15 protein-coding genes and 1 tRNA gene are annotated in these 17,264 nt (G+C 75.6%); 9 read left to right on the plus strand and 7 right to left on the minus strand.

Going from position 1 to position 17,264, the window contains the following annotated elements:
• Positions 1-40 precede the first annotated feature (40 nt).
• The 5 genes from ACFTZA_RS15285 to ACFTZA_RS15305 all read right to left on the minus strand — a co-directional run bounded on the left by ACFTZA_RS15285 (position 41) and on the right by ACFTZA_RS15305 (position 4,989).
• The gene (locus ACFTZA_RS15285; protein ID WP_378196677.1) at positions 41-1,285 is read right to left on the minus strand and encodes a beta-ketoacyl-[acyl-carrier-protein] synthase family protein; all 1,245 of its coding nucleotides are present in this window, start codon (positions 1,283-1,285) and stop codon (positions 41-43) included.
• 87 nt (positions 1,286-1,372) lie between these two features.
• Positions 1,373-1,621 (minus strand): acyl carrier protein, encoded by a 249-nt coding sequence (locus tag ACFTZA_RS15290; protein ID WP_069387563.1) that lies wholly within the window; start codon positions 1,619-1,621, stop codon positions 1,373-1,375.
• Between the two features lie 133 nt (positions 1,622-1,754).
• Positions 1,755-2,759, minus strand: coding sequence for a beta-ketoacyl-ACP synthase III (locus tag ACFTZA_RS15295; RefSeq protein WP_378196681.1), 1,005 nt, complete (start codon positions 2,757-2,759; stop codon positions 1,755-1,757).
• Positions 2,756-3,745, minus strand: coding sequence for an ACP S-malonyltransferase (locus tag ACFTZA_RS15300; RefSeq protein WP_378196684.1), 990 nt, complete (start codon positions 3,743-3,745; stop codon positions 2,756-2,758). The genes ACFTZA_RS15295 and ACFTZA_RS15300 overlap by 4 nt, the downstream gene beginning before the upstream one ends.
• Before the next feature lie 92 nt (positions 3,746-3,837).
• The gene (locus ACFTZA_RS15305) at positions 3,838-4,989 is read right to left on the minus strand and encodes a PucR family transcriptional regulator (protein WP_378196815.1); all 1,152 of its coding nucleotides are present in this window, start codon (positions 4,987-4,989) and stop codon (positions 3,838-3,840) included.
• Positions 4,990-5,159: 170 nt separating this feature from the next.
• Here ACFTZA_RS15305 and ACFTZA_RS15310 point away from each other — a divergent pair, with 170 nt between their 5' ends.
• The gene (locus ACFTZA_RS15310) at positions 5,160-5,846 is read left to right on the plus strand and encodes a hypothetical protein (protein WP_378196687.1); all 687 of its coding nucleotides are present in this window, start codon (positions 5,160-5,162) and stop codon (positions 5,844-5,846) included.
• A 122-nt stretch (positions 5,847-5,968) separates the two neighbouring features.
• Here the strand turns inward: ACFTZA_RS15310 and aceE are convergent, their stop codons facing one another.
• A complete protein-coding gene (gene aceE / locus ACFTZA_RS15315) occupies positions 5,969-8,743 on the minus strand; it encodes a pyruvate dehydrogenase (acetyl-transferring), homodimeric type (protein ID WP_378196689.1) in 2,775 nt (924 codons plus the stop codon).
• A gap of 376 nt (positions 8,744-9,119) precedes the next feature.
• Here aceE and ACFTZA_RS15320 point away from each other — a divergent pair, with 376 nt between their 5' ends.
• The 8 genes from ACFTZA_RS15320 to ACFTZA_RS15355 all read left to right on the plus strand — a co-directional run bounded on the left by ACFTZA_RS15320 (position 9,120) and on the right by ACFTZA_RS15355 (position 16,396).
• Positions 9,120-9,533 carry a DUF3052 domain-containing protein gene (locus tag ACFTZA_RS15320; RefSeq protein WP_378196692.1) on the plus strand — a complete coding sequence of 138 codons (414 nt, stop codon included), beginning with the start codon at positions 9,120-9,122 and terminating at the stop codon, positions 9,531-9,533.
• Positions 9,517-10,014, plus strand: coding sequence for a peroxiredoxin (locus tag ACFTZA_RS15325; RefSeq protein WP_378196695.1), 498 nt, complete (start codon positions 9,517-9,519; stop codon positions 10,012-10,014). Before ACFTZA_RS15320 ends, ACFTZA_RS15325 begins: the two co-directional genes overlap by 17 nt.
• Before the next feature lie 80 nt (positions 10,015-10,094).
• Positions 10,095-10,168: transfer RNA gene (locus tag ACFTZA_RS15330), tRNA-Val, on the plus strand.
• A 111-nt stretch (positions 10,169-10,279) separates the two neighbouring features.
• The gene (locus ACFTZA_RS15335; protein ID WP_378196698.1) at positions 10,280-11,527 is read left to right on the plus strand and encodes a YihY/virulence factor BrkB family protein; all 1,248 of its coding nucleotides are present in this window, start codon (positions 10,280-10,282) and stop codon (positions 11,525-11,527) included.
• A gap of 44 nt (positions 11,528-11,571) precedes the next feature.
• Complete coding sequence (locus ACFTZA_RS15340; protein ID WP_378196701.1) at positions 11,572-13,308, plus strand: bifunctional 3'-5' exonuclease/DNA polymerase; 1,737 nt, start codon at positions 11,572-11,574, stop codon at positions 13,306-13,308.
• An 89-nt stretch (positions 13,309-13,397) separates the two neighbouring features.
• The gene (locus tag ACFTZA_RS15345; protein ID WP_378196703.1) at positions 13,398-14,336 is read left to right on the plus strand and encodes a Nif3-like dinuclear metal center hexameric protein; all 939 of its coding nucleotides are present in this window, start codon (positions 13,398-13,400) and stop codon (positions 14,334-14,336) included.
• 30 nt (positions 14,337-14,366) lie between these two features.
• Positions 14,367-15,110 carry a zinc ribbon domain-containing protein gene (locus ACFTZA_RS15350; RefSeq protein WP_378196706.1) on the plus strand — a complete coding sequence of 248 codons (744 nt, stop codon included), beginning with the start codon at positions 14,367-14,369 and terminating at the stop codon, positions 15,108-15,110.
• Entirely contained in the window at positions 15,107-16,396 is a 1,290-nt protein-coding gene (locus tag ACFTZA_RS15355; RefSeq protein ID WP_378196709.1) for a bifunctional RNase H/acid phosphatase, read from the plus strand. Before ACFTZA_RS15350 ends, ACFTZA_RS15355 begins: the two co-directional genes overlap by 4 nt.
• A gap of 26 nt (positions 16,397-16,422) precedes the next feature.
• Here the strand turns inward: ACFTZA_RS15355 and ACFTZA_RS15360 are convergent, their stop codons facing one another.
• Positions 16,423-17,220, minus strand: a complete 798-nt coding sequence (locus ACFTZA_RS15360) for a YaaA family protein (RefSeq protein ID WP_378196712.1) — start codon at positions 17,218-17,220, stop codon at positions 16,423-16,425.
• Between the last annotated feature and the right edge of the window lie 44 nt (positions 17,221-17,264).

Below are 17,264 nucleotides of genomic sequence, written 5' to 3' on the forward strand. Positions count from 1 at the left end.
CCCACCGGGGAGGCGGCCTCGCGGCGTACGGGGGGTCGCGTCAGGCGTTCGTCACCGCGAGGGCGACGTTGTGCCCGCCGAAGCCGAACGAGTTGTTGACCGCGACGACGTCGCCCTCCGGCAGCGGCGACGGCGTGTCGCGCACGAGCGGCACCTGCAGCTCGGGGTCGGGGTTGGCGACGTTGATCGTCGGCGGCGCCAGACGCTCCGCGACGGCCTTGATCGTGAACACCGACTCCAGCGCGCCGGCGCCGCCCAGCAGGTGGCCCGTCATCGACTTCGTCGCCGACAGCTGGACGTGGTCGGCGTCGTCCCCGAGGAGGGAGCGGATCGAGCGGGTCTCCGTGAGGTCGCCCACCTTGGTGGACGTCGCGTGCGCGTTGACGTGCACGACGTCGCGCCCGGTCGCCCCGGCCTCCTCGAGCGCGCGGCGCATGGCGGAGACCTGGCCGCGGCCCTCCGGGTCGGGCGACGTGATGTGGTAGGCGTCGGCGGACAGGCCGACGCCGGCGAGCTTCGCGTACACGCGTGCGCCACGGGCGGCGGCGTGCTCGGCGCTCTCCAGCACGACGACGGCCGCGCCCTCACCGAGCACGAAGCCGTCGCGGTCGACGTCGTACGGACGCGACGCGCCCTGCGGGTCGTCGTTGCGCAGCGACAGGGTGCGCGAGGCCGCGAACGCGGCGATCGGCATCGGGTGGATCGTCGCCTCGGTGCCGCCGGCGACGACGACGTCCGCACGGCCCGAGCGGATCATGTCGACGCCGTAGCCGATCGCCTCCGCGCCGGAGGCGCAGGCCGAGACCAGCGCGTGCGCGCCGGCACGGGCGCCGAGCTCGAGCGAGACGTAGGCGGTGGGGGAGTTCGGCATGAGCATCGGCACCGTCATCGGCAGCATGCGGCGCGCGCCGCGCTCGCGCAGCGTGTCCCAGCCGTCGAGCGTCGTCCAGATGCCGCCGATGCCCGAGGACACCACCGTCCCGAGGCGCTCGCCGTCGACGTCGGGCGCGCCGGCGTCGGCCCACGCCTCGCGCGCGGCGATGATCGCGTACTGCGTGGAGGGGTCCATGCGCTTGATCTCCGGGCGCGTGAGGACCTCCTCCGGCTTCACCTTGATCGTCGCCGCGAAGGTGACGGGAATCTCGTAGCGCTCGGACCAGTCGTTGTCGAGCGGGCGCGCGCCCGACTCGCCGGCGAGGGCGGCGGCCCAGGTCGAGGGCACGTCCCCGCCGAGCGGCGTGGTGGCACCGAGACCGGTGACGACGACTTCACGGACGGCGGGCATGGATGCTCCTCGGGTGGTTCGACGGTGGTCGGGCGGGCCGGCGTCGCGCGCCGGCCCGCCCGGGGCCTGCCGGGCAGGCCGGGTGCTTCAGGCCTGGGCGCCCGTGATGTACGACACGGCGTCGCCGACCGTCGTGAGGTTCTTGACCTCCTCGTCGGGGATGCGGACCCCGAACTTGTCCTCGGCGTGCGTCACGATCGTCATCATCGAGAGGGAGTCGATGTCGAGGTCGTCGGTGAAGGACTTCTCGAGCGCGACGGCGTCGGTCGGCAGACCCGTCTCCTCGGCGACGATCTCCGCGAGGCCGGCGAGGACTTCCTGCTCGGTGTAAGCCATGGTTTCTCCTTGTCGTGGGTCCGGGTCACCGGTCCCTGTGGCGGGCGCTCGGGTCGGGCCCGAACGGTGCTGCGGTACGGAGGGCGGACGCGGTGCGTCGGTCGACGTCGGCCCGCCCCCGGGTGATTCTCCCCTACGGGAGCACGACGACCTGCGCCGCGTAGACGAGGCCGGCGCCGAACCCGATCTGCAGGGCCAGGTCGCCGGAGCGGACCTGCCCCTCGTCGAGGAGACGGCGTGTCGCGAGGGGGATGGAGGCGGCGGACGTGTTGCCCGTCTCCGCGATGTCGCGCGCGACGGCGACCGTCGCGGGCAGGTCGAGCTGCTTGATCATCTGGTCGATGATGCGCATGTTCGCCTGGTGGGGGACGAACGCCTGGATGTCGCCGGGGGCGACGCCGGCCTCGGCCATCGCCTTGGCGGCGATCGGCGCCATCTGGAAGCTCGCCCACTTGAACACGCTCTGCCCGTCCTGGCGGAGCGTGGGCCAGCCCAGCGAGGGGTCCTCGCGCAGCTCGGACCACGCGTGGGTCTGGCGGATCGCCTGAGCCTTGCCGCCGTCCGAGCCCCAGACCGTCGGGCCGATGCCGGGCGTGTCCGACGGGCCGACGACCGCGGCGCCGGCACCGTCGCCGAGGAGGAAGGAGATGGACCGGTCGGTCGGGTCGATGAAGTCGCTCATCTTCTCGGCGCCGACGACGAGCACGTGGCGGGCGGTGCCCGAGCGCACGAGCGCGTCCGCCTGGGCGATCGCGTACGTGTAGCCGGCGCAGGCCGCCGACACGTCGAACGCGGCGGCGGGCGTCGCGCCGAGGCGCTCCGCGAGCACGGCGGCCGCGGCCGGGGTCTGGTGGAAGTACGTGACCGTGGAGACGATGACGGCGTCCACGTCGGCGCCCTGCAGGCCCGCGCGCTCGAGGGCGTCGCGCGCCGCGGCCTCCGACAGGTCGAGCACGTCGACGTCCGCCCCGGCGCGGCGCCGCGTGACGATGCCCGTGCGCTGCCGGATCCACTCGTCGGACGAGTCGATGGGGCCCGCGATGTCGTCGTTCGTCACGACGTGCTCGCCGCGCACGCCGCCGATCGCGAGGATGCGCGAGTGGGCAGGCCCGGTGGCCTGCCGCAGCGTCGCGCTCACGCGCCCGACCCTGCCGGCACGGCGCCGCCGGCGACGGAGTGGCGCGCGACGAGGTCGCGCGCCCTGTCGAGGTCGTCGGGCGACTTCACGGCGACCGTCTCGACGCCCGGCAGGGCGCGCCGCGCGAGCCCGGTCAGCACCCCGCCCGGGGCGAGCTCGAGCAGCGCCGTCACGCCGAGCTCGGCGAGCGTCTCCTGGCACAGGTCCCAGCGCACCGGCGCGGCGATCTGCGCCGTCAGGCGGCGCACCACGTCGCGCGCGGTGCCGTGCGCGCTGCCCTCGACGTCGATGCGCCCGTAGGGCTCGCCGTCCGCGTTCGACAGGAACGGCAGGCGCGGGTCCGCGACGGTCCACCCCGCCGCGACCGGCGCGAACGCCTCGAGCGCCGGCTGCATGAACGGCGTGTGGAAGGCCCCCGCCACCTGGAGCGGGATGACCCGGGTCTTCGCGGGCGGGTTCTCGGCGAGCTGCGCGAGGTTCTCGTGCGCGCCCGCGGCGACGACCTGGCCGCCGCCGTTGACGTTCGCGGGCCACAGGCCGGCGGCCTCGATCGCGGCCAGCACCTCGTCCGGGGTGCCGCCCACGACGGCGCTCATGCCGCTCGGGCTCGCCGCGGCGGCCTCGGCCATGGCGCGGGCGCGGTGCGACACGAGGCCGACGGCGCCCGCGTCGTCGAGCGCTCCGGCGACGGCGGCCGCGGCCAGCTCGCCGACGGAGTGGCCGGCCGTCACGTCGACGACCTCCGTGGCGTCCCGGCCGTCGAGGACCGCGCGCAGGGCGACGAGCGACGAGGCGACGATCAGCGGCTGGGCGACGGCGGTGTCGCGGATGGTGTCCGCGTCCGACGTCGTGCCGTGCGCGAGCAGGTCGGTGCCGGCGGCCTCGCCGAACGCCGCGAGGCTCTCGGGGACGCCGGGCAGCTCGAGCCAGGGGGTGAGCATTCCGGGGGACTGGGAGCCCTGTCCAGGGCAGACGACGGCGAGCACCCGTCAACTGTGCCAACCCCGAGCCCGGGCGGGGCGTCACGGGGCGCACCAACCTTCACCGAGGCGTTTGTGCCGAACCTACAACGCGGCGGTCAGCGCGCGGACGAGAGCTGGCCCAGCGCGAGCGCGACCTGCAGCACGAACGACTCGCGCGCGTCGAGCGGGTCCCACCCCGTGATCTCGGAGACCTTGCGCAGCCGGTAGCGCACGGTGTTCGGGTGGACGTACAGCGAGCGCGCCGCCGCCTCGAGGGAACGACCGGTGCCGAGGTACGCGGAGAGCGTCTCGAGCACCGACCCCGTGGCCTCGGCGAGCGGGCGGTAGGCCTGGGCGACGAGCGTGCGCCGCGCCGTGGTGTCGCCGGTGAGCACGCGCTCGGGGAGCAGGTCGTCGGCCGGCACCGGCCGGGGAGCCTGCGGCCACGCCGGTGCCGCCCGCAGGCCGGCGAGGGCGGCCTGCGCGGAGCGGCCGGCCTCCTCGAGCCCCGGCACGGTCGGGCCGATGACGACCGGCCCGGGCCCGAACCGGGGGAGCAGGGACGCGGCCGCCGCCTGCAGGTCGCCCTCGCCGCCGAGGACCAGCACGAGCCGGTCGCCGTGGATCCCGACGAGAGCGTCGCCCGCCGCACGCCGGGTCGCGCGGCGCAGCTCGGCGGTGCGGACCTCGTCCAGGCCCGGCGTCGTCGTCCCCGCCATGACGAGCGCCGAGCCGCGTCCGCCCCAGCCGAGCGCGGACACGCGCGAGCGCAACGAGTCGTCCCCGTCGCCGCGGACCAGCGCGTCCACGACGAGCGCCTCGAGCCGGGCGTCCCACGCGCCGCGCACCTCCGCCGCACGGGCGTACACCTCGGCGGCCGAGAACGCGACCTCGCGCGAGTAGCGCAGGACGGCCTCGCGCAGGTCGCGCTCCCCGCCCGGCGCGGCGAGCTGGTCGGAGTGGGTCTCGACCACCTCGACGACGATGCGCACGAGCTGGAGGGTGTTCTGCAGCGAGATGGAGCGCGTCAGCTCGGGCGGCGCCGCGGCGAAGATCTCGCTCACGCCGTGCGGCGGCGCCTTCGGGTCGGCGTACCACGAGACGAACGCCGTGATGCCCGACTGCGCGACGAGCCCGACGTACGAACGGTCCTCCGCGGGCAGCTCGCGGTACCAGCGGATCTCCTCGTCGAGGCGGCGCAGCGCCGCGGCCATGAGCAGGCCGCTGCCGTCGCGCAGACCCTGGAGGTTGTCGGCGTTGCCCGCGATGCCGGGGGTGCCGGGCCGCCCGGAGGCGGGCGTGGAGGTCGCCGTCACGCACCGAGCATACGGTCCGGCGTTGTGGACAGTCCACAAAGCCGGCGGCGGGCGGGACGTCGCACCGGTCCGCGAGGGCCGTCGACCGGGTGTGGCCTGCGGGGAACCGTTAGGGTCGTGGCATGGCTCTCATGCCCCGTCTGCGCCAGCTCATGCGACGACCGACGTCCGCGTCGACCGTCGGCACGCGCCGTCCCAGGTCGGGCGAGAAGCGCGGTGACACCGTCCACGAGGACGCGCTGCGCGCGATGCTCGTCGACGACCCGAACGACGAGCGCGCCTTCCGCGCGCTCGCCGAGCTCGTCCGCCGCCGCGCGGCCGAGGGGCCGCCGGCCGACGACCCGCTCGCCGCACCCGTCGACGACTCCGAGAAGCAGCGTGCGGCGGACCTCGCCGTGTGGGCCCTCGCGGAGGAGCTCGCCGGCCACCCCAAGGGCTGGTACCCGCTCATCGAGCTCGGTCGTCTCTCGATCGACGACGACCCGGAGTCCGCGCTGCGCCGGTTCGCCACCGCGGCCGAGCGCGACCACACCGGACGCGCCCTGGCGCAGGCGATGGAGGTCCTGCGCGACGCCGGTCTGCCGAACGAGGCGCTGGGCCTCGGCGTCGGGCACTGGCGGGCGCGCGAGCACGAGCCCGAGGTCGGGCGCCAGCTCGTCCTCGCCGCGATCGAGGCGGACCGTCCGCTCGAGGCCCGGCAGCACCTCGACGCGCTCTCCGCCTACCAGGACCCGGAGGCCGTGGCCGGCCTGCACGCCGAGCTCGAGCGTGCCGTCGCCCAGGCCGAGCAGCACCGCTCCGGCACCTGACCCACCGGTTCTCCGGCACAGGACCCCACCGCGGACCCAGCACGACGACGGCCGGTCACCTCCCGAGGGAGGCGACCGGCCGTCGTCGTGCGGTCAGGCCGTGGACCGGTGGTCCGGCGGCGTCAGGACTCCCCGCCGGCGTTGCCCGACGTACCGGCCGTGACGTCCATGAGGCGGTACTTCTCGATCGCCTTCGCGGACGCGTCCGCGGGCACCTTGCCCTGACGGGCCAGCGCCTGGAGCGTGCGCACCACGACCGACGGGCCGTCGATCTTGAAGTGGCGGCGTGCCGCGGCGCGCGTGTCGGAGAAGCCGAAGCCGTCCGCGCCGAGCACCTCGTAGTCGCCGGGGACCCACTTGCGGATCTGATCGGGGACCAGGTGGTCGTAGTCGCTCGTGGCGACGAACGGGCCCTCGGCACCCTGCAGCTTCGCCGTCACGTACGGCGTGCGGGGCTCGGCGGCCGGGTCGAGGAACGCGGCCTGGTCGGCGGCGAGCGCGTCGCGCCGCAGCTCGTTCCAGCTCGTCACGCTCCACACGTCGGCCGACACGCCCCAGTCCTCCTTGAGGAGCTGCTGCGCCTCGAGCGCCCACGGCACGCCCACGCCGGAGGCGAGGAGCTGGGCCCGGGGCGTGTCGCCGTCGGACGCCATGTCGGAGGGGGCGACGCGGTGGATGCCGCGCAGGATGCCCTCGACGTCGACGTCCTCCGGCTCCGCCGGCTGGACCATCGGCTCGTTGTAGACCGTCAGGTAGTACATGACGTTCTGGTCCCGACCATCGGCACCGCGGCCGTTCGTCCCCGGGCCGTACATGCGCTCCAGGCCGTCACGCACGATGTGGCGGATCTCGTAGCCGTACGCCGGGTCGTACTGGACGATCGCCGTGTTGGTGCCGGCGAGGAGCGGCGAGTGGCCGTCCGCGTGCTGCAGGCCCTCGCCCGTGAGCGTCGTGCGGCCGGCGGTGGCGCCGATGATGAAGCCGCGCGTGAGCTGGTCGCCCGCGGCCCAGAACTGGTCGCCCGTGCGCTGGAAGCCGAACATCGAGTAGAAGATGTAGACCGGCACCATGACCTCGCCCTGCGTGGCGTAGGACGTGCCGACCGACTGGAACGCGGCCGCGGAGCCGGCCTCGTTGATGCCGGTGTGCATGATCTGCCCGGCCTCGGACTCCTTGTAGCTCAGCATGAGCTCGCGGTCCACGGCGAGGTAGTGCTGGCCCTGCGTGTTGAAGATCTTCGCCGACGGGAAGATCGAGTCCAGGCCGAACGTGCGCGCCTCGTCGGGGATGATCGGCACGATGCGCTTGCCGAACTCCTTGTCCTTGATGAGGTCCTTGAGCAGGCGCACGAACGCCATCGTCGACGCGACCTCCTGCTGCCCGGAGCCCTTCTTGAGGACCTCGTAGGCCTTCTCGTCGGGCAGGCTGACCGGGGCCGGGTTCGAGCGACGCTCCGGGACGAACCCGCCGAGGCCGCGGCGGCGGTCGAGGAGGTACCGGATCTCCGGCGCGTCGGGGCCCGGGTGGAAGTACGGGGGCTCGTACGGGTTGGCGTCGAGCTCGGCGTCGCTGATCGGGATGCGCAGCGAGTCGCGCAGCACCTTGAGGTCGTCGAGCGCGACCTTCTTCATCTGGTGGGTCGCGTTGCGGCCCGCGAACTTCGGCCCGAGCGCGTAGCCCTTGACCGTGTGCGCCAGGATGACGGTCGGCTGGCCCGTGTGCGAGCGCGCCGCGTGGTACGCCGCGTAGATCTTGCGGTAGTCGTGACCGCCGCGCTTGAGGTTCCAGATGTCGTCGTCGGTCATGTTCTCGACGAGCGCCTTGGTCCGCGGGTCGCGGCCGAAGAAGTGCTCGCGGATGAACGCGCCGTTCTCGGCACGGTACGTCTGGTAGTCGCCGTCGGGCGTCTCGTTCATGAGGTTGACGAGCGCGCGGTCCTTGTCGGCGTTGAGCAGCACGTCCCACTCGCGGCCCCAGATCACCTTGATGACGTTCCAGCCCGCGCCGCGGAACTGCGCCTCGAGCTCCTGGATGATCTTGCCGTTGCCGCGCACGGGGCCGTCGAGGCGCTGCAGGTTGCAGTTGACGACGAACGTGAGGTTGTCCAGCTGCTGCTGCGCCGCGAGCTGGAGCATGCCGCGCGACTCGGGCTCGTCCATCTCGCCGTCGCCGAGGAACGCCCACACGTCCTGCTGGGACGTGTCCTTGATGCCGCGGTTGGTCAGGTACTTGTCGGTCCACGCCTGGTAGATGGCGCTGGCCGGCCCGAGACCCATCGAGACCGTGGGGTACTCCCAGAAGTCCGGCATGAGGCGCGGGTGCGGGTACGACGGCAGGCCGCCGCCCGCGTGCGACTTCTCCTGGCGGAACCCGTCGAGCTGGTCCGCCGAGAGGCGGCCCTCGAGGAAAGCGCGCGCGTACACGCCGGGCGACGCGTGACCCTGGAAGTAGACCTGGTCGCCGCCGCCCGGGTGGTCCTTGCCGCGGAAGAAGTGGTTCAGGCCCACCTCGTACAGCGTCGCGACCGACGCGTACGAGGAGATGTGGCCGCCGACCCCGATGCCCGGCCGCTGCGCGCGCGTCACCATGACGGCGGCGTTCCAGCGGATCCAGGAGCGGTAGCGGCGCTCGAGCGCCTCGTCGCCGGGGAAGTACGGCTCCTCGTGCACACCGATCGTGTTCACGTAGGGCGTCGTGAGCGAGGCGGGGACGGCGACGTTGCGCTCCCGGGCCCTCTTGAGCAGGTTCAGCAGGACGTAGCGGGCGCGCGGGCCCCCGCGGTCGTCGATCAGGCCGTCGAGGGACTCGACCCACTCACCGGTCTCGGCGGGGTCGATGTCCGGTACCTGGCTGAGCAGGCCGTTGATCAGCGGTCCGGTCTCGTCGTACGAAGCCACCAGCAACCTCATATCTCGTCGGATGCCGGACGCCGGTCGCGTGGTGCACGCCCGACGTCCGTCTCGGAGCCACTCCGGGCGTGCGGCGCCGGCCGCTGGTGGCGGCCGCGCCTCGTCACGAGACCAGGGTGGTCCTCCCATTGTGTTCTCATCCGGGCACGAAGTCACACCAACGAGTGGTCAAGACGGCGTGATCTGGGCGACACGCGCTCCCGCGGAACACCGCCCCGGCCCCGGGGCCGGACGCCGCGTCCACGACGCGCGCGTTGCCAAGCATCGCGTCGTGCGGTGGGCTACCTTTGCCAGACACGGCACACGGTGGTCCCGCCACCGGCCGCGCACGACGCTGACGGACGAGGAAAGGAACGGCACGACTGTGACGGACACCGCAGGATCCCGCGGGGTGGACCGCCTGGGGTTCGCGCCCGGGAACGTGGTCCAGGAGTTCGGCTGGTCGGAGGACGTCGACGACGACCTGCGCGCCGACCTCGAGGAGCTCGTCGGCGGCGAGCTCGTCGACGAGGACTACGACGACGTCACCGACGGCGTGATCGTGTGGTGGCGCGAGGGCGACGGCGACCTCACCGACACGCTCGTGGACGTCCAGACGGTCCTCGACGACGGCGGCCTCATCTGGGTGCTCACGCAGAAGCCGGGCCGTCCGGGTCACGTCGGGCACAACGAGATCCAGGAGGCCGCGACGACCGCCGGCCTCCACGCGACGAGCACCTTCGCGATCGCGCCGGACTGGTCCGCGACGCGGCTGGGGACGCGTGGCCGCGGGCGCTGAGGCCCCCACGGCGGCGGACGCCCCGGCCCGGCCCGGGCCGGGCGACCCCGCACCCGACTTCACGCTGCCGGACACCCACGGGACGCCGGTGCACCTCGCCGACCTGCGCGGCGGCCCGGTGCTGGTCGTGTTCTACCCGTTCGCGTTCTCCGGCATCTGCACGGGCGAGCTGTGCGAGCTGCGCGACAACGTCGAGGACTTCGAGTCCGCGGGCGTGACCCTGCTCGCCGTCTCGTGCGACTCCGTGTTCGCGCAGAAGGCGTGGGCGGAGCAGGAGGGGTTCGGGTTCGACCTCCTCTCGGACTTCTGGCCCCACGGCGAGGTCGCCCGGGCCTACGGCGTGCTCGACGAGGCGCAGGGCATCGCGCTGCGGGGCTCCTTCCTCGTCGACCCCGACGGCGTCGTGCGCTGGTCGGTCGTCAACCCGCGCGGGCGGCGCCGCGACCTCGACGAGTACCGGCGCGCCCTCGAGCGGCTCTGACCTCCACCGGGACGCGGCGCCCGCCGGTCGCGCGCGGCCGTGCGCCCGCGCGAGCCGGTAGGCTGTGCACCGCGTTTCCGGGGCCTGTAGCTCAGCTGGTCAGAGCGCCACGCTTACACCGTGGATGTCGGGGGTTCGAGTCCCTCCGGGCCCACCGCGACGGCCGTCGCCCGTGCGCCGCTCGGCACCGTCCGCCGACGGCCGCACCGCCCGGCCGCCCACCGTCCGCACCGACCCCGGGAGGCGGCCCAGCGTGCTCGTCGCCGTGACCGCCCTCGCCCTCGTCCTGGCCGTCGTCGCCCGGCGCGTGCCGCCGGTGCGCGAGACCACCAGCACCGCGACCTCGACGATCCTGGTGCTCGTCGGCGCCTCGGCGGCCGTCCTGCTGGCCGGGACGACGGTGGACGCCTCCGGGCGCCGCACCGTGCTCGCGACACTCGCGACCCTCGTGCTCGCGACCGCCGCCGTCGCGGCGGGCTCGTGGGCGTCGGTGCACGTGGTCCGGCCGCTGCGCGCGTGGCGGCGGGCCCGCGACGAGCGCACCCCCGACCTGCGCGACCGCCTGCTCGACCGCGCCTCGCGCACCGGCCTGCGGGTGCGGGGCGTCCCCGTCGCCGAGGTCGCGCTGCGCGCCGCGTACCGCTCCACCGACGTGCGCGTCACGGGCCTGGCCGCCGAGATGTCGTACTACGGGCTCGTCTCCCTCGTGCCGCTCACGACGGCGCTCGGCGCGAGCCTGGGCTTCCTGCGCCCGCTGCTGGGGGACGCCCGCGTCGACCAGATCCGCACCACGGTCGTCGACGGGCTCACGACCGTCTTCGCGGAGCAGGTCGCGAGCGACGTCCTCGCGCCGCTCGTCGACGGGCTGCTGGCTGAGGAGCGTGCCGGTTTCGCGCTCGGCGCGTTCGTCGTCGCCCTGTGGCTCGCGAGCCGCGTGTTCCGGGCCGCGGTGCGCGCGCTCGACGACGCCTACCGGGTGGAGGACCGGCGCAGCATCGTCGGCCAGTACGTCCTCGGGCTCTCGCTCGCCCTCGGCGCGGTCGCGACGGTCGTCGCGGTGCTCGGGATGGTCGTCGTGGGCCCGCTGCTCGGGGACGGCGCGGCGCTCGCGGAGCGGTTCGGTCTCGACCGGGCGTTCCACGTGACGTGGGACGTGCTGCGCTGGCCCGTCGTCGTCGCGGTGTGCACGGGCTACCTCACGCTGCTCTACCGGTACGCCCCGAACGTCTCCACGACGTGGGCGCGCTGCGTGCCCGGTGCGGTCGTCGGCACGCTCGGCGTGCTGCTCGTGTCGTCGGGCTTCCGCCTCTACCTCGCCCTCGCCGTGCCCTCGACGCCGGGCGTCGACGCCGCGGCGGCCGCCGTCGTGCAGGCCGCCGCGCAGATGCTCGGGCTGGTGCTCGCGGGGGTGCTCTGGCTGTGGCTCACGAGCATCGCCGTGCTCGTCGGCGGGGTGCTCACGGCCGAGCTCGAGCTCGAGCGCTCGCAGGACCCGCGGGCCGTCCGGGACTGACGGTGCCCGCCGCGCGCGTCGGTGGCGCGGGGCACACTGGCGCCGTGCACCTGGTCCTGTCCGACGACCCCTCCGGCGGCGCGTCGCTGACGGCCGTCGACGGCGACGACGCGGAGGTGCCGCTGCCGCGGCGCGGGGACCCGGCGGACCTCGTCCGTACGGGCGGCGACGCCGGGCGGTGGACGTGGGACGACACCAACGCCTGGTACCCCGGTCTGCTCACGGCGGGCGTGCGGGTCGAGCGGGCGCACGACCTGCGCCTCGCGCGGGCCGTCCTGCGGCGGTCCGTGCTCACGGCGGCGACCGCCTACGCCCGGGCGCCGCGGGGGCCGTGGGACGCTCTCGCCCCCGTGCCCGTCGGGCCGGTCCCGGGGGCCGCGCCGCCGGCCGAGGGCCTGTTCGACCTGCCGACGACGACGCGGGCGGTGACGGGCACGGCGTCGGCGGGCCTCGACCCCGGCGCCGAGCTGCGCGCCCAGGCAGAGGCCGTCGAGGCCGCCGCCGGGCCGGACGGCCCCGGACGGCTGCGGCTGCTGCTCGCTGCCGAGTCCGCGGGGGCGCTCGTCGCGGTCGAGATGCACCACGCGGGTCTGCCGTGGCGGGCCGACGTGCACGACGCGGTCCTCGCGGGCGTCCTCGGCCCACGGCCCCGCGCGGGCGAGAGGCCCGCGCGCATGGAGGAGCTCGTGCGCACGATCCGCGAGGCGCTCGACGCTCCGCCGACCCTCAACCCCGACTCCCACCCCGACCTGCTGCGGGCCATGGAGTACGCCGGCGTCGGCGCCCGCTCGCTGCGCAGGTGGGAGCTGGAGCGCCTGGACCACCCTGTGGTCGCGCCCCTGCTCGAGTACAAGGCGATGCAGCGGCTGCTGACGGCGAACGGCTGGGCGTGGCTCGACACGTGGGTGCGCGACGGCCGCTTCCGCACCGAGTACGTGGTGGGCGGCGTCGTGACCGGGCGGTGGTCGTCGAGCGGCGGGGGAGCGCTCCAGCTGCCCCGCCAGGTGCGGCGCGCGGTCGTGGCCGACCCGGGCTGGCGGCTCGTCGTCGCGGACGCCGCCCAGCTCGAGCCGCGCGTCCTCGCCGGTCTCGCCCGGGACGAGCGCATGGCGGACGCCGGGCGCGGCGTCGACCTGTACGCGGGCATCGTGGCGTCGGGCGCGGTCGCGTCGCGCGAGCACGCGAAGGTCGGGATGCTCGGTGCCATGTACGGGGGCACGACGGGCGACAGCGCGCTCGTCCTGCCCCGCCTGGCGCGCGCGTTCCCCGCCGCGATCGACCTCGTCGAGCGGGCGGCGCGTGCGGGGGAGCGGGGCGAGGTCGTCACGACGCGGCTCGGCCGCAGCTCCCCGCCCCCGGACGCGGCGTGGCGCGCGGCGCAGTCCGGCGCCTACGCGGCCGAGGACGACGCCGACCAGGGTGCGGCGACAGCGGCGCGGTCGCAGGCCCGGGCCTGGGGGCGCTTCACGCGCAACTTCGTGGTGCAGGGCACCGCGGCCGAGTGGGCCCTGTGCTGGCTCGCGTCGATCCGGCGGCGGCTGTGGGCGCTCGGCGAGGGGGACGACGACGGCGCGGCGCCCGCGCCGTTCGCCGCGCGCCCGCACCTCGTCTTCTTCCTGCACGACGAGGTGATCGTGCACGCCCCGGCCCCACTCGCCGACGCGGTGGCCGCGGTCGTGCGGGACGCCGCGGCGGAGGCCGGGCGGCTGCTGTTCGGCGACTTCCCGGTCGACTTCCCGCTGAGCGTCGCGGTCGTCGAGGACTACGCGCAGGCCAAGTGACGGGCGGGGCGACCCGTCGTCGACCGCGCGCCGGCGGCCGGGTGCGGCACGACCGCGCACCGCCGCCCGGGCGACGTTAGCCTGCGGCCATGGCGTCCGAACCCCCAGCTCCCGCGACCACCCCGACGCTCGCCGAGGTCGTGCGGACGCTCGACGGGCTCTATCCGCCGTCGACGGCCGAGGACTGGGACGCGGTGGGCCTCGTCGCCGGCGACCCGGGCGCGCGGGTGCGCAAGGTGCTGCTCGCCGTCGACCCCGTCGAGGACGTCGCCGACGAGGCGCTCGACTGGGGCGCGGACCTCCTGGTGACGCACCACCCGCTGTTCCTGCGGCCGGTCCACTCCGTCGCCGCGACGACGTTCAAGGGCTCGCTCGTCCACCGCCTCATCCGCGGGGGGTGCGCCCTGTACGTCGCGCACACCAACGCCGACGCGGCCGAGCGGGGCGTCGCGGACGCGCTCGCGGACGCGCTCGACCTCCTGCACCGCGTGCCGCTCGTGCCTCACGCCGCACCGCAGCGGGCCGGCGGGCCGCCGCGCGCCGTCACCACGGGCACGGGGCGGGTCGGCCGGCTGGCCGCCCCGACGACGCTGCGCGCGTTCGCCGAGCAGGTCGCCGCGGTCCTGCCCGCGACGGCGCAGGGCGTGCGCGTCGCGGGCGACCTCGACGCGCGGGTCGAGTCGGTCGCCGTCGTGGGCGGCTCCGGGGACTCGCTGTTCGACGCCGTGCGCGGGAGCGGCGCCGACGTGTACGTCACGTCCGACCTGCGCCACCACCCGGTCTCCGAGCTGCGCGAGCGCGCCGTCCTCGAGGCCGCGACGACCGGCGGGCCGGCCACGCCCTACCTCGTGGACGTCCCGCACTTCGCGTCCGAGTGGCCGTGGCTCCGCTACGCTGCCGAGGACCTCGTGCGGGCGCTCGCCGAGCGCGGCGAGCACGTGGAGACGCGGGTCAGCACGACCCCCACCGACCCGTGGACGGCCCGCATCCCGTCGGCGCCGTCCGCGGCCGCCCGACCGACGCCCTGACCCGACCGGGTCCGACGAGAGGAACACCACGTGGCCACCGCACCGCCGGCCGACCAGCTCCGCCTGCTCGACGTCCAGGAGCTCGACACGCGCGCCCAGCAGCTCGCGCACCGGCGCCGCAACCTGCCCGAGCTCGCGCGCATCGCCGAGCTCGACGCCCAGCTCAAGGACCTCGGCTCCTCCCTCGTCGAGTCCCGCACCGCGGCCTCCGACCTGCGGCGCGAGCTGGCGAAGGCCGAGGGCGACGTCGAGCAGGTGCGGGCACGGGCCGCCCGTGACCAGGCGCGGCTCGACGCCGGGCAGGTCGGCGCGAAGGACGCGCAGGCGCTCGTCGGCGAGCTCGAGTCGCTCGCCCGCCGTCAGGCCGCGCTGGAGGAGGTCGAGCTCGACGTCATGGAGCGCCTCGAGGCGCACGAGGAGGCTCTCGCGCGTCTCGAGTCCGCCCACGCGGAGCTGGAGTCGGCGCGGGCCGAGGTCGTCGCGGAGCGCGACGCGCGCTTCGCGGAGCTCGACGAGGAGGCCGGGCAGGTCGCCGAGCGCCGGCGCGGCGCCGTCACGGGCCTCGACGCCACGCTGCTGGCCCTCTACGAGCGCGTGCGCGACCAGAACGGGGGCCGGGGCGTCGTGGCGCTGCGCGGCCAGCGCGTCGAGGGCCTCAACGTCGACCTCAGCCGCGCGGAGCTCGCGGCCATCACGTCCGCCGCGCCGGAGCAGGTGGTCCGCCTCGAGGACTACGGCCACATCGTCGTGCGTCCGGAGGCCGTGAGCGCGTGAGCGACGCTCGTCCCGCGCCCGACGGCCGCGCCTCCGGCCGGCACCTCGTCGTCGAGGCCGACGGCGGCTCGCGCGGCAACCCGGGTCCCGCCGGCTACGGCGCGGTCGTGCGCGACGGCGCCACGGACGCGCTCCTGGCCGAGCGCGCGGGGTTCCTCGGCGTCGCGACGAACAACGTCGCCGAGTACTCGGGGCTCGTCGCCGGGCTGCGCGCGGTGGCGCAGATCGACCCCGGCGCGCACGTGACGGTGCGGATGGACTCGCGCCTCGTCGTCGAGCAGATGTCCGGGCGCTGGCAGATCAAGCACGACGACATGCGCCGGCTGGCCGCGGAGGCGGCCGCCGTCCTGCCGCCCGGGAACGCGACGTACGAGTGGGTCCCGCGCGCCCAGAACGCCGCCGCCGACCGCCTCGCGAACGAGGCGATGGACACCGGCGCCGACATCGCGCGCGACCACGGCGGGCCGGACGACGCGCCCGCGGACGACGCCCGGGCAGGGTCCGTGCACGTCCCGCTCGAGGCTGCGCCCGGCGCGGGGTCCTCGCGGACGGAGACCTCGGTGACGACGGCGGTGCCGACCGCCGGGGCCGCGTGGCCGTCCGGCGCGGCGGTCCGCTTCGACGACCTCCCGGCGCTGACCGTCGTGCTGGTGCGGCACGGCCAGACCGCCCACACCGTCGCCGGGGCGTTCAGCGGCTCCTCGGCGCCCGGCCCGGCGCTCACGTCGCGCGGGCGCACGCAGGCGGCGCAGGCCGCCGACCTCGTCTTCCGCGTCGGTCGCACGGCGTGGGCCGACGTGCCGCGCCCGACGTCGCTCGTCGCGTCGCCGCTGCTGCGGGCGCAGGAGACGGCCGGCGCCGTCGGGCGCCGCCTCGGCCTGCCGGTGACGACCGACCCCCGGTTCGCCGAGGTGGACTTCGGGGCCTGGGACGGCCTGACCGCGGCCGAGATCGACGAGCGGTGGCCCGGGCTGCGCGAGCAGTGGTACACGACGGGAACCGTCACGGCGCCGGACGGCGAGTCGGTCGCGGACGTCGGGGTGCGTGTGCGCGGCGCGCTCGACGACCTCGTCCGCACGCACCTCGACGGCGCGCCCGCCGCCGGGCGGACGGTCGTCGTCGTGGGGCACGCCGTGCAGGTGCGCGCCACGATCGGCGCGAGCATCCAGGCGCCGCCCGCCCAGTGGTCGCGGCTGCGCGTGCCGACGGCGTCCGTCAGCCTGCTGCGGCTGTGGGCCGACGGGACGAGCGAGCTCGTCGCGCAGGGCGTCCCGAGCGATCTCTGACCTGAGGCGACCTCTGAGCCGCCGGCTCAGGCGACGACGAGCTCGAGCGTGAGGCGTCCCCGGCCGCCCTCGGTGACGGCGGCGTCCAGCAGCGCCGTGCCCACGAGCTCGTCCGCGGCCTTCGCGAGGTCGTCGACGGAGGCCACGACGCCGGGGCGTCGCAGGAGGTGCCCGGTCAGCACGCCGCGCGTGTGCTTCGCGTGGTGCGACACCACGGTCCGCCGGCCGTCCTGCTCGCGCAGGACGCGCACCGCGACGTGCTGCGGCGCGTCCTCGCCGGACGTGCGCGGCGTCCACGCCGCGGCGTACGTCGCCGACCGGCAGTCGACGACGACGTCGCCCGCAGCCCGCGCGTCGAGCACCTCGGCCAGGTGCGGGCGCCACGCGGTCGCGAGCCGCCCGACGCCGGGCAGCGTCACGCCCATCGACAGGCGGTAGGCGGGAACCCGGTCGGCGGGGGACAGGGCGCCCCACAGCCCCGAGACCACGCGCACGCCGTCCGACGCCCGGCGGGCCGTCTCCCCGCCCGCGTCCAGCGCGCCCGCGAGGTCCGCGGCGGCGAACAGCACGCCCGTGTAGACCTGTGCCGCCGGAGCGGCCGGTGCCGAGCGGAGCCCGGTGTTGCGGCGCACCTCCGGCTCGAGCCCCGGGCTCACGCCGAGCACCTCGACGGCCTCCGGCAGGGCGCTCGCGGCCACGAGCGCGTCGAGCACGCGCTCGCGCTGCGGACCGAGCACCGGGGAGCTGAGCGACCCGAGGTCGACCGGGCGGGCGCCGTCGGGCGCCGGGGTCTTGCCCTCGGACGGGGGGAGGAGCACGAGCACCGGCCCACTGTACGAGTCCCGGTGCGCCGGACCGGCGGCGGGGG

Origin of the sequence: Cellulosimicrobium sp. NPDC057127, from assembly GCF_042670945.1 — a bacterium.
Taxonomy (GTDB): Bacteria; Actinomycetota; Actinomycetes; order Actinomycetales; family Cellulomonadaceae; genus Cellulosimicrobium.